The organism is Collinsella aerofaciens, assembly GCF_040926265.1.
GTDB classification, from domain to species: Bacteria; Actinomycetota; Coriobacteriia; order Coriobacteriales; family Coriobacteriaceae; genus Collinsella; species Collinsella aerofaciens_BB.
Genome location: NZ_JBCOIL010000004.1, coordinates 57,738 through 73,126 on the forward strand (window position 1 = coordinate 57,738; position 15,389 = coordinate 73,126).

At 61.0% G+C, this 15,389-nt stretch carries 13 protein-coding genes; 9 read left to right on the top strand and 4 right to left on the bottom strand.

Annotated elements, in window-relative coordinates; genetic code table 11:
- Positions 1 to 82: 82 nt before the first annotated feature.
- Entirely contained in the window at positions 83 to 808 is a 726-nt protein-coding gene (locus AB5767_RS01955; RefSeq protein ID WP_117847872.1) for a metallophosphoesterase, read from the top strand.
- Between the two features lie 15 nt (positions 809 to 823).
- Here AB5767_RS01955 and gluQRS read toward each other — a convergent pair whose 3' ends face one another.
- A complete protein-coding gene (gluQRS, locus tag AB5767_RS01960; RefSeq protein ID WP_117847874.1) occupies positions 824 to 1,825 on the bottom strand; it encodes a tRNA glutamyl-Q(34) synthetase GluQRS in 1,002 nt (333 codons plus the stop codon).
- Positions 1,826 to 2,340: 515 nt separating this feature from the next.
- On the opposite strand from gluQRS, the gene AB5767_RS01965 reads away from it, so the two are divergent.
- On the top strand, positions 2,341 to 4,284 hold the full coding sequence (locus AB5767_RS01965; protein WP_368131695.1) for a DUF2207 family protein: 1,944 nt from the start codon (positions 2,341 to 2,343) through the stop codon (positions 4,282 to 4,284).
- 138 nt (positions 4,285 to 4,422) lie between these two features.
- On the opposite strand, the gene AB5767_RS01970 is transcribed toward AB5767_RS01965, so the two are convergent.
- On the bottom strand, positions 4,423 to 5,064 hold the full coding sequence (locus AB5767_RS01970; RefSeq protein ID WP_055310399.1) for a GNAT family N-acetyltransferase: 642 nt from the start codon (positions 5,062 to 5,064) through the stop codon (positions 4,423 to 4,425).
- Between the two features lie 277 nt (positions 5,065 to 5,341).
- Here AB5767_RS01970 and purH point away from each other — a divergent pair, with 277 nt between their 5' ends.
- A complete protein-coding gene (purH, locus tag AB5767_RS01975) occupies positions 5,342 to 6,949 on the top strand; it encodes a bifunctional phosphoribosylaminoimidazolecarboxamide formyltransferase/IMP cyclohydrolase (protein WP_349088162.1) in 1,608 nt (535 codons plus the stop codon).
- A gap of 81 nt (positions 6,950 to 7,030) precedes the next feature.
- Positions 7,031 to 7,765 (top strand): hypothetical protein, encoded by a 735-nt coding sequence (locus AB5767_RS01980; protein WP_316370013.1) that lies wholly within the window; start codon positions 7,031 to 7,033, stop codon positions 7,763 to 7,765.
- A gap of 18 nt (positions 7,766 to 7,783) precedes the next feature.
- Here AB5767_RS01980 and AB5767_RS01985 read toward each other — a convergent pair whose 3' ends face one another.
- Positions 7,784 to 8,986: a PucR family transcriptional regulator gene (locus AB5767_RS01985; RefSeq protein WP_368131698.1), complete on the bottom strand. Its 1,203-nt coding sequence runs from the start codon at positions 8,984 to 8,986 to the stop codon at positions 7,784 to 7,786.
- Between the two features lie 196 nt (positions 8,987 to 9,182).
- On the opposite strand from AB5767_RS01985, the gene AB5767_RS01990 reads away from it, so the two are divergent.
- The 4 genes from AB5767_RS01990 (at position 9,183) to AB5767_RS02005 (ending at position 13,264) form a co-directional block, all read left to right on the top strand.
- Positions 9,183 to 10,214 (top strand): ornithine cyclodeaminase family protein, encoded by a 1,032-nt coding sequence (locus AB5767_RS01990; protein WP_368131699.1) that lies wholly within the window; start codon positions 9,183 to 9,185, stop codon positions 10,212 to 10,214.
- Between the two features lie 24 nt (positions 10,215 to 10,238).
- A complete protein-coding gene (locus tag AB5767_RS01995; RefSeq protein ID WP_368131701.1) occupies positions 10,239 to 11,369 on the top strand; it encodes an aminotransferase in 1,131 nt (376 codons plus the stop codon).
- Positions 11,370 to 11,539: 170 nt separating this feature from the next.
- Positions 11,540 to 12,211, top strand: coding sequence for a response regulator transcription factor (locus tag AB5767_RS02000; RefSeq protein ID WP_118066294.1), 672 nt, complete (start codon positions 11,540 to 11,542; stop codon positions 12,209 to 12,211).
- A gap of 9 nt (positions 12,212 to 12,220) precedes the next feature.
- Positions 12,221 to 13,264 carry a sensor histidine kinase gene (locus AB5767_RS02005; protein WP_368131703.1) on the top strand — a complete coding sequence of 348 codons (1,044 nt, stop codon included), beginning with the start codon at positions 12,221 to 12,223 and terminating at the stop codon, positions 13,262 to 13,264.
- 220 nt (positions 13,265 to 13,484) lie between these two features.
- Here the strand turns inward: AB5767_RS02005 and AB5767_RS02010 are convergent, their stop codons facing one another.
- Positions 13,485 to 13,922, bottom strand: a complete 438-nt coding sequence (locus tag AB5767_RS02010) for a universal stress protein (protein ID WP_006235921.1) — start codon at positions 13,920 to 13,922, stop codon at positions 13,485 to 13,487.
- Positions 13,923 to 14,170: 248 nt separating this feature from the next.
- On the opposite strand from AB5767_RS02010, the gene AB5767_RS02015 reads away from it, so the two are divergent.
- Positions 14,171 to 15,151, top strand: a complete 981-nt coding sequence (locus AB5767_RS02015) for an undecaprenyl-diphosphate phosphatase (protein ID WP_368131705.1) — start codon at positions 14,171 to 14,173, stop codon at positions 15,149 to 15,151.
- The last annotated feature ends 238 nt before the right edge of the window (positions 15,152 to 15,389 follow it).

Consider the following 15,389-nt stretch of genomic DNA (forward strand, 5'->3'; position numbering starts at 1 on the left):
CCAAAGGATGGAAGGGCTGGAACGGTTGACTTAGTGATCGTGCAGAATGTGGGCTAGCGACTTACAGGGAAGTGGTGATCCGATGACGGTCTATGTGACGGGCGATATTCACGGCGGCGTCGACATGCAAAAGCTTCGCGACTGGGATCTTGGGGATGGTCTGACAAGTGACGACTATCTCATCATCGCGGGCGACTTTGGCTTTCCGTGGGATTTCTCTGCCGAGGAATGTGCCGACATCGCCTGGCTGGAGTCGCGCCCCTATACCGTGCTGTTTGTCGACGGCAACCACGAGCGTTTCGATCACTGGTCGGAGCGCCCCATGGAGCTGTGGCACGGCGGCCTGACGCAGCGTCTGTCGGACACCTCGCCCATCCGACGCCTGACGCGCGGTGAGGTTTTTGAGCTCGACGGCTCAACGATCTTTACCATGGGCGGCGCCACGAGCGTGGATAAGGAATACCGCATTCCGTATTCCAGCTGGTGGCCGCAGGAGCTGCCGGACGAGCGCAACTTTGAGGAGGCGCGGGCAAAGCTCGACAGCGTGGGTTGGAAGGTCGACTATGCGATCACCCATACCTGCTCCACGCGCATGCTTTCGCCCACGCTTTACCCGGCACCTGGCTGGAATTATCCCGATGTCGATCGACTCACCACGTTTTTCGACGAGCTGGAGGACCACCTGGACTACAAGCGCTGGTACTACGGGCATTTTCATCGTGACGCCAACCCAGCCGAGTGCCACACCGTGCTCTACGACTGTATTGTCCGCCTGGGCGACGAACTCCAGCCCTGGGATGTCGCGTAGGGGCGGGGTGGCTGGCTACTCGACCGTTACAGTGATGTTTTCCCGATGCGTGCGGATAACATCCCAGCTAAAGTGCTCGACCAGCTGCTCGGCAGAGCGCGGTGTGGCGTCCGGCGCGATGCCTGTTTGCCCGGCGAGCCAGCCCAGTAGTGCCTCGGGCGCGCCAAAGCGGGTGCGGAGCTCGCCCAGGTCCAGGTCGCGGTCGCGCTTGGAAAGGCGGCGGCCATCCGGCGACATGAGCAGCGGAATGTGCGCGTAGTGCGGCGTGGGAAGTTCCAGCAAATGCTGCAGGTAGATTTGGCGCGGCGTGGAGCCCAGCAGATCGCATCCGCGCACGACCTCGGTGACGCCCATGGCAGCGTCGTCGACCACCACGGCTAGCTGGTAGGCAAAAACGCCGTCGCTGCGGCGCACCAAAAAGTCGCCGCATTCGGTGGCGAGTGCTTCGCATTGGGCTCCATACGTGCGGTCCACGAATTCGATCACATCGTTTGCGAGGTCGTCGACGGCGGGTACGCGCAGGCGCGTGGCCGGAGCGCGCAGAGCGCTGCGGCGGGCAACCTCCTCGGCAGAAAGGTCTCGGCAGGCGGCGCGGTAGATGGGCGTGCCGTCGCTCGCGTGCGGCGCGCTCGCGGCGTGGAGTTCGGCACGCGTGCAAAAACAGGGATAGGTGAGGCCGGCGTCTTGCAGCTGACGCAGGGCGTCCTCGTACAGATCCAGGCGATCGTGCTGGTAGTAGGGGCCTTCGTCCCATTCCAGTCCCAGCCAGGCCAGGTCGTCAATCAATTGAGTGGCAAGTTCCGGGCGCTTGCAGCGATCGTCCAGGTCCTCGATGCGCAGCACGATGCTGCCGCCTTGGCTGCGGGCCGAAAGCCACGAGCACAGGCAGCTGAACACGTTGCCCAAGTGCATGCGGCCCGAGGGCGACGGGGCAAAGCGGCCCACGACGGGGGTGGGCGCTGCCGTTGCTGGTGCGTCCGCGGCGTGTGTTGCTATGTTGCGTGCGTTGATATCCATGTGGACGAGTATAGCGCGGGGCTTGGCAGGGAAGGCGTTGCTGCGCTCACAAGTTGGCGGCGGTACGCATTGCGCACGGTGGGTTTGCGGCTCAAGGTCTCGATCGCTGCGTACCGACTTAGCCTCACAAACGACAGAAACCCCGGCAGCTCTTCGCAACTGCCGGGGTTTCCGCGGAAAAGGGGGACATGATCCTCGAGCGAACGGCAAAGGGGCAAACCGTTTTCGCTCAACTGCTTTATGCCCCTCGGCTGGCGGCTCAATCAGCGCGTGCCGCGCCCACACAAAGCCGCTACACCTGTGACGGAGCTGTGAAGTGGTATCTATTGCCGGGGCAGGCTATGCCAAGGGTGTCCCTAATGACTAGTCATTTAAGAACGTCCCCAATGACTAGCTGCCGGGGTGCGGGTGTGACTTTCATCCCGTTTGGCGCTCCGGTCGCCTAGATGTTCGCCATGCGTACCCGCAAACGTGGGACAATGGCGCTGTTGGTTTTACAGACAAAGGATGTGCCTATGAACACCCTCGCCGCCAAAGTCAGCCGGCAGCGCCACCTGTTTGCGCGATTCGCTTCCGTCTGCGCACTCGTCGCGCTTGCATTGTTGCTGCTGCCTGTCGCCGCGCACGCCGACGGCTACTCCATGACCCAAACTTATATCAGTGCCACGGTTGAGGCCGATGGATCGCTGACCGTTGTCGAGGGACGCCAGTTTGATTTCGACGACGACATCAACGGCGTGTTTTGGGAGATCAATACGGGCACCAACCAGCAGGGCGGCACGGCGGGCGTTGACGTGCTGAGTGTCGAGGAAGAGGACACCGCGTTTAACAAAGTCGATAGCGCGAACAAGGGCGATTCTGGCGTCTACACGGTCGAGCAGACCGGTGACGGCGTAAGGATTAAGGTGTTCAGCCCCCACGAGAGCGGCGACAGCGCGATCTATTACGTGAGCTACACCATGACCGGTGCGGTCATGAACTGGGCCGATACCGCCGAGCTCTACTGGAAGTTTGTGGGCGACGGCTGGTCCGCGGACTCCGATGACGTTGAGATGGAAGTGTACTTCGCGAATGCCGCTGCCGGGACGGCGGCCGTCAAGGGCGATAACTTCCGCGCATGGGGCCACGGCCCGCTGACGGGCGATGTATCGCTCGATGCGGACGAACCCATGGTCACCTATACCATTCCCTGCGTGCATCAGGGCGAATTCGCCGAGGCACGCATCGCCTTCCCTAGCGACTGGGTGCCGCAGCTTGCCGCTTCGGGCGAAGAGCGCATGTCAACGATCCTGAGCGAAGAGAAGGAATGGGCCGACGAAGCTAACGCCCGCCGCGCTCACGCTCGCATGATTGCCAATGCACTTGCCGTGCTAAGTGTTGTTGCGGCGGTGGTCTTTACCGGCACAATCGTTATGCTCAAGCTGCGCAAGCGCAAGCCCAAGCCGCTTTTCCAGGACGAATATTTCCGCGATGTGCCTTCGGCCGACCATCCCGCCGTGCTTTCGGCCCTCATGAGCTGGAACGAGGTGCCCGACCAGGCATATATCGCCACGCTCATGAAGCTCACTGACGACCGTGTGATCAAGCTGGAGCAGGCGACCGTGACCAAGGCCAAGAAGGGTCTGTTGGGGCGTGAAAAAGAAGAGCAGACGTATCGCGTGACGGTGAGTGATGCGGGCTGGAAGTCGGCCAAGGGCATTGACCACATGGTGCTCAAGGTCTTCTTTGCCGGTGCTAAGCCTGACGAGAACGGTGACCGTTCGCGCACGTTCGACGAGCTGCAGCACTACGTCAAGCAGCACGCTACGCCCGTAGGCGACAAGCTCGAGGACTATCAGAACACCGTTAAGGGCAAGCTGGCCGATAGCGAGTACGTTGCCTCGGACGGCATTGTCGCAATGGTGTTTTGCCTGGTTCTTGGTATCCTGATTGCCTTTGTTCCCGTGGGATCCATCTTCTTTACCGATGGCGCACAGGCGAACATTACCGCCGCGGTTATCTCGGTGCCGATTGTGCTGGTGGGTATCGGCGTGGGCCTTACGTTTCGCCGCTTTACGCCGGAGGGCGCCGAGGTGGCGGCTCGCTGCAAGGCACTTAAGCATTGGCTCGAGGACTTCACGCGTCTAAAGGAAGCCGTCCCGGGCGATCTGGTGCTGTGGAACAAGCTGCTGGTGATGGGCGTGGCGCTGGGTGTTTCCAAGGAAGTGCTGCGTCAGCTTGCCGAGGCCGTGCCGCCCGAGGTGCGCGAGGCCGACGGCTTCTATGACAATTATCCCTGCTACTGGTGGTACTACCATCATTACGGTATCGAGTCTCCGCTCGATTCGTTCAACGATGTGTATCACGAGACCATCCGCGAGCTGGCTTCGAGCTCCGATAGCTCGAGCGGCGGCAGCGGCGGCGGCTTCTCTGGCGGCGGTGGTGGCGGCGTCGGCGGAGACGGCGGCGGAACGTTCTAGCGCGCTCTGATTTTTGGGATGGATCTTCTCCGGCGACTGCCGACGGATCCATCCCTTTTTCATGCGCTACCTACGAAGACTGTCCCCAACGACTAGTCACTGGGGACGTTCCTAAATGACTAGGTATGGCTGCTGGGCCTAGGCCGTTAGGTCAAGTTCGTAGAGGAAGCTTTCGCGCGGCATGTCGTGACGGCGCTCTTCGCGGTTGGCGCGGTGCGTGGCCGTGCGCTTAAAGCCGTGCAGCTCGTAGAACTTCCACGAGCAGTTGGAGTCGGTGTACAGGTGCGCCCTCGTCGCTCCAAGCGAGGACAGGTGCGAGACGGCGGCATCGAGCAGAACCGTGCCAACGCCCAGGCCATGGACATCGCGATCCACGGCAAGCAGCGTGACCTCGTTGTCGTGCGGCAACGGGCTGCTCTCGAGCAGGCGGTTGTTGGTTCGGATGGTTGCGCGCACAAACGAGAGATACTCGGCGCACGCATCGGGCTCTAGCTCACGCATCTGCGATAGCAGCGCGCGTTCGGTATCCATCCAATGCTCGTTGATAGTGGCGCCGGAGCTCTGTCCCGCACGCGCGAGCGAAATGCCACGCGCCTGACCGTCGATTACGGCAACCTGTGAAAACGTCGACGACGAAAGGCAATAGGCGAGGTCGCACGCGGCCTCAAGGCGGTTGTACTCATCGTTATCCGAATTGTTATGCCAAAGCTGCTGCAGAATCAGCGCGATGGCGTCGAAGTCTTCGGTATCAAACGGTCGGTAGAGAACCCGCGAGACCATGGTGCCTCTTTCTTTTGCGGATGCATATCGAGCACAGTTCTACCACGCCATTGGCATCTAATTATGGTGCCCCTGTGTTCCATGAACTCACCGTGCCCGGTGCCATGCCCATCCCCTCCGCTCGCAAACTTTTTCTGCACATGCGCCCGTTGCGGGGTGCATCGATGCGCTCGATGCGCTACATTAAATCAGTATTTTCAATGCCGCTGCGCGAGCGCTGCAGATCGACGTATCACCGACTCACGGAGCACGGCGGCGTACCAGACAGGAGGACTGCATGGGATCTGATGTGAAGATCGCACGCGCGTTGATCTCGGTTACCGATAAGACGGGCGTCGTCGATTTCGCACGGACGCTGGTTGACGACTTTGGCGTCGAGATCATCTCTACGGGCGGCACGGCTCGTGCCATCGAGGACGCGGGCGTTCCCGTAACCCCCATCGAGGAGTTCACGGGCTATCCCGAGATGATGGACGGCCGCGTTAAGACCCTGCACCCCAAGGTTCATGGCGCGCTGCTGGCCCGCCGCGATTCCGAGCAGCACATGCAGGAGGCGGCTCAGCACGGCATTAAGCTGATCGACCTGGTCGTCGTCAACCTGTACGAGTTCGAGAAGACCGTCGCCAACCCCGAGGTCACCTTCGCGGACGCCATCGAGCACATCGACATCGGTGGCCCCTCCATGCTGCGCTCTGCCGCCAAGAACGCCACGAGCGTTACCGTCATTTCCGATCCGGCCGACTATGATGCCGTCCTGGCCGAGATGCACGAGACCGGTGGCTGCACCACGCTTTCCACCCGTCGTCGCCTGCAGGTGAAGGTCTACCAGACCACCGCCGCCTACGACACGGCCATCTCCCGCTGGCTCGCCGCCCAGGCAAGCGACGTGGCGGACACCTCTGCCAAGCTCGAGATTTCGCTGGAGAAGGTCGACGACCTGCGCTATGGCGAGAACCCGCAGCAGAAAGCCACAGTCTATCGCTTTGCCGAGGGCTGCGAGAACACCGCGAGCTCGCAGTTCCCGCTCGTGGGCTCCAAGCAGATCCAGGGCAAGCCGCTCAGCTACAACAACTATCTGGATGCCGACGCCGCCTGGAACCTGGTCCGCGAGTTCGACGAGCCGGCCTGCGTAATCCTCAAGCACCAGAACCCCTGCGGTTCCGCCGTTGCCGAGGACATCACGGCTGCCTACGACCGCGCTTTTGCCTGCGATCCCAAGAGCGCCTTCGGCGGCATCATCGCCTGCAACCGCGAGGTTCCCTTTGATCTGGTTGAGCACTTTGCCGATCAGAACAAGCAGTTCGTCGAGGTCATCATCGCCCCGAGCTACACCGCCGAGGCGCTCGAGCGCATGGCCAAGCGCCCCAACCTGCGCGTGTTGGCGACCGGCGGCGTGGACCACGGCGCTCAGGTGGAGCTGCGCTCCGTCGACGGCGGCATGCTGGTGCAGGAGGTCGACCACGTGACCGAGGATCCCGCGACCTTTACGTTCCCCACCGACCGCAAGCCCACCGACGCCGAGATGGCCGAGCTCGAGTTTGCCTGGAAGGTCTGCAAGGGCGTTAAGTCCAACGCCATCCTGGTCTCCAAGGGTAAGGCCGGCATTGGCATGGGCCCGGGTCAGCCTAACCGCGTTGACTCTGCGCTACTTGCCTGCGAGCGCGCCGAGGACTTCTGCGAGCGCGAGGGCGTGGAGAAGGGCGGCTTTGCCTGTGCAAGCGACGCGTTCTTCCCGTTCCGCGACAACGTCGACGTGCTTGCTGCACACGGCGTGACCTGCATCATCCAGCCCGGCGGCTCCAAGCGCGACGACGAAAGCATCCAGGCCTGCAACGAGCACAATATTGCTATGGTCTTTACCGGCGCCCGCCACTTCCGCCACTAAGTTCCGCCTTGGGACAAAATAATCTCCGCAAAAGACGGCTGCTCCGTTTGGAGGGCCGTCTTTTTGGTATAAGAGGACGAAATGACTAACACGAAAGGTATGACCATGCCCCAGATTGATGATGCCGAGCTGTTTGGCAATGCCGAGGATCAGCGTGCGTACGAGGACTTTTGCGCCAATCAGGAGGCGGTCGAGAAGTTTACGCTCGACAAGCCCGCGCTTGTCTGCCGTTGGCGCATGTCCAATAAAAAGGTGCCCATGCTCAACCGCCACATTCGCGCACTGTCCGAGCGCCTGGTGCAGGGCGAGCCGCTTACCCATAACATGCTCAGCTGGGCCAAACAGCACGTTGAGTGGTCGCTTGCCGAGGGCGATTACACTGCGCACGACGGCGTACTCATGCTGGTGATCGACATCAACGGCAACGCCGCCATGACGGTGGGGGAGTACGAGCCGCTCGCCGATACGTCGGCCAAGGCGCTGCGTGCCCGTTCCGCCGAGGCCCGCTCCGAGGCCGACGAGACCGGCGTGGCGCCCGAGTTGCTCGCCGCCGTCAACAACGGCGAGCTTGCCTTTGTGGCGCCGGCGGACGAGTGCCTGTGCGGCACGGCGACGCTCATCGAGCAGCTGGCCCAGACCAAGGGCATCCCGGTCACGCGCGTAGACATTCCCGCGCAACTCAAGGGCGCGCTGTTCCTGGTGAGCGACGAGCACGGCGTGGTTCCCGCAACCGAGACGGACGCTGCGGAGGCCGACGCCGCCACGGTCGCCTTCTTTGCCGACGGCTACGAAAAGCTCCGTGCCCGCCGCTCCTAATCTCAAGGCGGGGTTGGCTTACTGAAGCGAGCGAGCGCGTTCGATGGCGTAGGCGAGCGACAGCTGCTCCATCTCCGGGGCGCATTTGTAACTCAGTCCGGTGAGGGCTGTCACCTTATCGAGGCGATATCGAATCGTGTTCGGGTGCTGGCCAGTCTGCTTGGCGGTTCGCTCGATACGTCGGTCGTTCTCGATGAATGCGGCGAGCGTGGATTCCAGCTCGCTGCCATGCTCACTGTCGTGCTCGCGTATCGGCGAGAGAATCGCTTCCGAGAACGATCGCATCTCCGGGGTTTCCGCAAAAGGCATCACGGTTCTCAGGATGCCGAGCTGCGTATAGCGGACGGGACCCTCGGCTCGTTGACAAGATAGGCGCTGTGCGTAAATCGCCTGCGAGATCGCCTGCGCCACCGCCTCGTCTCCAAACAGAATATCGCTGATGCCGAGCCCTTCCACTCCGCCATCGATGCCGCTAGCCTCGATGAGCTCCGTGAGCGCCTGCACGATTCGCTCCACATCGAGCGTCTGCTCCGAGTCGCTTGTCGCTACGAATAGCAATCCTCCGTCATAGGGTGCCAGCATGTTGTGGCATCCGGCGAGGGTCGATTTTGCACAGAGACGTTCGATTTGCAAAAACGCACGCGGGTCGAGGGGCTCTGCAAACGATGCGAACAGGGCGACCGCTTCGTCCAGAAATGACGGGTTGAGGCTTCGGATGCGTCGGCAGATGGACTCGGGCGATACGTCTGTCCTCAGGGCATCGATCTCGCGCTGTGCGAAGTCGATGGACGCGAGCTGCTCGATATGCCGTTTGACCTCATAGATGACGCTGTCAAAGAACAGTGAGTCGTCGGTCGTGAGAAAGACCGGGTAGTGCCGCGCGTTGGCGTAGCGGATGGCTTGGTCGGGAATCGGGATGTGCAGGACGTTTTTGATGATGAGACCGCTCGTTCCCTTGGCGACGAGGTATTTCACGGCTTCAGTGATGAGGTACGGGTCGTCCTTCGCATAGAGGAAAGTGCTGAGGATGATCTCGTCTGAGCTGAAGTTGACGCGCTGGTATTTGTTCTTGAGGCCGGGCATGAGTTCATAATCGAGGATCCCGACGCCAGAGACGGCACGCGAGACGCCATCGCTGCCGGCGATTAGACGGACCGACCCCTCATATTCCCGTGAGAAGTCCGAGATGGTGTATAGCATCAGCATCACCTTGTAAATCATTACAATAAGTACCTATACAAATAGGATAATCGCACATCCGTATGCCTTTGATGCGATAAATAGTTCAAATACCTGCTGATAGAACGAAAAATCAGATCGAGAATCGTTGTAGATTCCAACAAGAAATGATCCTTGGCGGCATCGTTACTAAACCGTACAGTGAAGCAACGTAAAGCTTTCGCTGAGAGGAGCGATGATGGGGCAGATGGTGGTGCTTTCGGCCGAGGAAGTTTCCAAGGTGCTGACGATTGAGGATGCAATCGCTGCCGTGGAGGCGGCATATCGCCAGAAGGCAACGGGCAAGGGTGTTGCGTGGCCGATGGTATATGAGCAGTTCGAACCCGGCGTGGCCGATATGGATATCCGCTCGGGCGAGTTGGCGGGAAGCGGCCTCTTCGGTCTCAAGCTCACTGCTTGGTTCTCTCAGAATCCCAAAAAGGGGCTGCCCGAGATCTTTGGCACCACGCTGCTGTGCGACAACGCGACGGGAGAGCCGTTGGTGCTGCTCAATGCCTCCGCCGTCACTGGACTTCGCACCGGTGCCGCCGCTGCGCTCGGTGCCAAGTGGCTGGCTCGGGCGGATGCGTCCAAACTGCTTGTTGCGGGTGCCGGCCACATGAGCACCTATATGGTGGCGGGCGTGCTCGCCGCCTGTCCCAAAGTGAGCGAGGTCAAGGTGTGGGAGCCAGTTTCCGATGCCGCGCCCGAGGCCCGCGTCGAGCGCATGCGAGACGAGGTCGCCCATATCTTGGGCGCCTGCGAGCATGCTCGCGAGGCATCCACCTATTCCATCGAGGCGACGGCCGACGGCCAAGGCGCCGCGGCAGAGGCCGACATCATCGTGACGATCACGCCGGCGACCAAGCCCATCATTCCCGATTCATGGGTGCGTCCTGGTACGCATATCTCCTGCGTCGGTGCCGACATGCCCGGCAAGCAGGAGCTCGCCTCGGCGCTTGTCGCCCGTGCCGCTGTTTACGTCGACGACCGCGAGCAATCGGTCACGTCCGGTGAGCTGGAGATTCCGGTTGCCGAGGGTGTCATCACGCCCGAGGACATCAGAGCGGAGCTCGGCGAAGTCATCGCCGGCACGGCTACGGGGCGTTCGGATGACGAGCAGGTGACGGTGTTCGATACGTCGGGCATCGCCGTTCAGGACCTTTCGGCATCGAAAATCGCCTACGACCGCGCCATCGAGGCGGGGCTGGGCACCGTGGTGGAACTGTAAGAAAGTCAAGGAAAGGAAACGACAATGCAGATCAAGGATTTCGCCGTCGAGCAGTGGATGAACGAGTGGGAGACCAAGTGCACCCACAACGTTGCGGAGACGTGCGTCTACTCCCTCACGCTCGACCAGCTGTTCAAGCTTACGAACACCGACAAGAAGGCGTGGCTCGATAGCCTGTGCTCGCGCCGATTCACCTACGGAGACATCGAGGGGCAGCCCGGCTTCCTCGCGGGGGTTGCGCGTCTCTATAAGACGGTCGAGCCCGGGCATATCGTGCCCACGCACGGCGCGACCGGTGCCAACTCCCTGGTTATTTCCACGCTCGTCGAACCGGACGATCACGTAGTCTCCGTCAAGCCCACCTACCAGCAGCTTTACTCGATTCCCGAGATGTGCGGTGCGAAGGTCGATATTCTTCAGCTCGATCGCAAGAACGGCTACCACGTCGACGTCGACGCGCTCGATGCTCTGGTGACCGACGATACCAAGCTCATCTGCATCAATAACCCGGACAACCCCACGGGCGCCCTGCTCGACACCGATACGCTCAAGGCGATTGTCGAGGTCGCACGCAAACACGACGCGTGGGTGCTCTGCGACGAGGTCTACCGTCTGCTTACTCAGACGGATGAGTACTCCGAGTCCGTGATCGACCTGTACGACAAGGCCATCGTCACCGCATCCATGTCCAAGGTCTGGTCGTTCGCCGGCCTGCGTCTGGGCTGGGCGGTCACCAAGAGCCCGGAGCTCCGTCGCGCGCTGCTCTCGCATCGCGACTACAACCTGATTTCCGCCGGCATATTCAGCGAGTCGGTGGCGGAGCTGATTTTGGGCAACGCTTCCGTGATCCTTGAGCGCAGCCGTCGCATCGTTCGTCAGAACCTTGCTGTTCTGGAGAAGTGGGTCGAGAGCGAGCCGCACCTGTCGTTCGTTAAGCCCGAGGCGGGTACCACCGCGCTCGTGTATTACGACTACGACATCGACTCCAGGACGTTCTGCATCGACATGATTAAGAAGTCCGGCGCGCTCGTCACCCCGGGCGATTGCTTCGAGGAGCCCAAGAGCATGCGCATCGGCTATGCATACTCCGATAACACCGACGACCTGCAGAAGGGCCTGGATGCCATCTCCGCGTACATGCGTACGCTCGAGTAGAGACTCGTGGTCGAAGTGATGGGGCCGATCGGCTTAGGACCGGTCGGCCTCTATTTTCTCTCAAGGCTACCGAACACTTTTGTCATATTGGGTGCCCACGGGGTCGTATCGCTGCGACGCCGTGGGCATAATGGTATGGAAGGTGCAAGTTACGCGAAATGGGAGGACGCATGGCGCTGATCTATATCGTTGAGGATGACGAGCCCATTCGTCGCGAGCTTGCCGACATCCTTGCCCGTGCCGGTTTTGAGGTTGAGGCATGCGAATCGTTTGAGCATGTCTCGCGCGATATTCTCGCCGCCGCGCCCGACCTGGTGCTGCTCGACCTCACGCTTCCCGTCAAGGACGGCCAGCATATCTGCCACGAGGTTCGCCGCGAATCCGAGGTTCCCATCATCGTCCTCACGTCGCGCACGACCGAGATCGACGAGGTCATGGCCATGACGCTCGGCGCGGACGACTTTGTTCCCAAGCCCTATAGCGCCCGTGTGCTCGTGGCGCGCATCAATGCCTTGCTGCGTCGCACCGCGGCGGCGGGCGAGCGCAGCACGCTCGTCCACAAGGGACTGGAGCTCGACCTCGCACGCTCCATGGTCACCAACACGCAAACGGGCACCAGCACCGAGCTCACCAAAAACGAGCTGCGTATCCTCTCGCTGCTTCTGAGCCGCGCGGGCAAGATCGTTTCGCGCTCGGCCATCATGCAGGACCTGTGGGACTCCGACGCCTTTGTGGACGACAATACGCTTACCGTCAACATCAACCGCCTGCGCACCACGCTCGAAAAAATCGGCATCAAGGGGTATTTGACAACGCACCGCGGCCAGGGCTATTCGGTCTAGGAGCTGGCTATGTCGTTTGGCAAGTTCTTTAAAGATGCGCTGCTTCCCGTCGCCGTGTGGACGTGCGGTGTGCTGCTGAGCTGCTTTGTGCTGACGGTCGCCGGCGCACCCGTTTCTATCGTGGTCGTGGCGGTCGGCGTGTCCTTTATCTTTGGTATGCTCGGCATCGTGATCGAGTACGCGCGCCGTCGTCGTTTTCTGCGCCAGCTGGAGCGCGCGGCCGAGGAGCTTGAGAGTCCCGCATGGGTACAGGAGATGGTGCAATGCCCGACCTATGCCGAGGGCGAGCTCGAGTACGAGGTCTTGCGCCGGGTGGGCAAAGCCGCTTGCGACGAGGTTGCCGAAGGCCGGCGTCAGACCGATGACTATCGCGACTATATCGAGAGCTGGGTCCACGAGGCCAAGCTGCCCCTGGCGGCGGCTCACCTGATTTTGGAAAACCTGGACAGCAGCGAAGACGACCTGTCGCGCGTGGACGACCTGGCACGCGAACTTGCCCGCGTGGAGCGCTATATCGACCAGGCGCTCTACTATGCGCGCTCGGAGGTTGTGGAGCGCGATTACCTGATTCGACGTTGGAACCTCAAGGCTCTGGTGACGGGCGCAATCAAGGCCAATGCGCGTGAGCTCATCGCGGCACACGTGGCGCCGGTGTGCGAGAACCTCGACTTTGAGGTTTTTACCGACGAGAAGTGGCTCGAGTTTATTCTGGGCCAGCTCATTCAGAACAGCATTAAATATGCGCGTGAGGACGGCGCAAAGATCGTGTTTTCGGGTGCGTTGCTGGACGAGGGCCTGGCGAGCGAGCGCATCGAGCTTACCGTCGCGGACAACGGCTGCGGCGTGTGTGCGGCAGACCTGCCGCGCGTGTTCGAGAAGGGCTTTACCGGCGACAACGGCCGCACCACCAAGCGCGCAACGGGCATCGGCCTCTACCTGGTGGCGCGCCTGTGCTCCAAGATGGGCATCGACGTCACCGCGGCATCGGAGCCGGGCGAAGGCTTCGTCGTAACATTCGCTTTTTCAACGAACAAGTTCCAATACTTTGAGTAACGCACACGGCAGACGCCCGCCCAAACAAAAACGTGCCGCCTCAAACAAAACGTGCCGCCCCAAATGGGGCGGCACGCCATCTTTTATCAGCCAACTCGCTGAAGTACGGTGACGAAGGCGCAAGGCCGGGAGGGGTTATCAAAGCCGACATCCCGCAGCCGCGAAGCGGCGAGGACGTCGGCGTGATAACCCCGCAGGCCTTGCGCCGACGGGAAGGAACCTACTTCACGACCAAGATGTCGCAGTCCGTATTGCGCAGCAGGAACGTCGAAATCGAACCCAGCAGCGCATACTTGATCGAGGACAGGCCGCGTGCGCCGCAGAGCACCAGGTCGGGCTTGACTACGTCGAGCATCTCGTCCTTGAGCGTTTCTCGAATACGGCCGGCGCGAATCATGACCTCGACCTCGGGAATATCGGGATTGGCCTTGGCCTCTTCGAGCTGCTTGGCGATGGAGTTCTTAAATGCCTCCTCTAGGCCGTTGACCAGATCGACCGGATAGGAACCGGCGCTCTCGAGCGCCGTGGAATCGATAACGTGGCCGATGATTAGCTTGGCGCCGTTGTTCGCGGCGACCTTGATGGCGCGTGCGAGCACAAAATCCTGCTGCTCAGTACCATCGAGTGAAACAAATACCTTGGTGTAGCCCTCGTTCATGGTTTCCTCCTTGGTCTATCGCACGGGCGCGGGGCTCGTGCATCGGGCGGGCGCGGGCGCGTTGGCCGCCGAACACTTTATCTTGTTGCAGTTATACCCAAGGATTTGGGTTTGACCGCTCGCAATTCTGTGAACGGGCGAGTTTTTTGGTAAGGGTAGGCGCAGGCGCGCCGCCAACGGTTGATAATGGGACATCGCCCGCACCGTCCGCAGAACAATATCGGCGGGTGTCTAACGAGGGGGTCCCTTTGGATATTATCGAGCTTCTAAAATCTGCCTTCATGGGCCTGGTCGAGGGCATCACCGAATGGCTGCCTGTTTCGTCGACCGGTCACATGATCTTGGTGGACGAGTTCGTCAAGATGAACGTGAGCGAGACGTTCTGGAATATGTTCCTGGTCGTGATTCAGCTTGGCGCCATTTTGGCCGTCTGTGTGCTGTTCTTCCATGAGCTCAATCCGTTCTCGCCCAGCAAGGGCAAGGAGGGCCGTCGCGACACCTGGGTGCTGTGGGGCAAGATTGTGCTCGGTTGCATTCCTGCGGCGGCGATCGGCCTGCCGCTCAACGACTGGATGGAGGAGCATTTCTACAACGCTCCCGTCGTGGCGCTGGCGCTCATTGTGTACGGCGTGTTGTTTATCGTGATCGAGAACTGGCGCGCGAGCAAGCGCGAGGAAATGGCCGTTGCCGGTTCGTTTGGTTCGCGTGCTGTGGTGTCGGGTGGACGTCCCGCCGGTGCGCACTTTGCGGCGCCCGCGGTAGACGTTGCCGAGGACGAGGGCGATGACGAGGATCTGGACTTTGGTTCCATCACCACGCTCGAGGACCTGAGTTGGAAGACCGCACTGGGCATCGGATGCTTCCAGGTGCTCTCGCTGATTCCGGGCACGTCGCGCTCCGGTTCCACCATCATCGGCGGCCTGCTTTTGGGCTGCACGCGTTCGGTGGCGTCCAAGTTTACGTTCTTCCTGGCCATCCCTGTCATGTTTGGCGCGAGTGCGCTCAAGCTGGTCAAGTATTTCATCAAGGGCGGCACGTTCGGCGCCAACGAGGTCGCTATCTTGGGCGTGGGCTGCGTTGTGGCCTTTGTGGTTTCGCTCATCGCCATCAAGTGGCTCATGGGCTTCGTCCGCCGTCACGACTTCAAGTGCTTCGGCGTCTACCGCATCATTCTGGGCATCGTGGTGCTTGCGTACTTCTTCGTCTTGGAGCCTATGCTCGGCCTGTAGCTTGGTTGACGCTGCGCGGCGGCCAGAACGACAACTTGTCATTCAAAGAGGGCGGCATGACCAAAAGGTCTATGCCGCCCTCTTTTCATGCCAATTTGTTCGTTCTGGCCGCCGCTCGCTACCGTTGCCGTGACATCGGTGGCTCCCTGATTGGTGCAATGGGAACAGGTTGCTTTGCAGCAACATGGTGCAGACTAACCTGACCCCATTGCGCCAAATCCGCTGGTGCGGGCCTGAT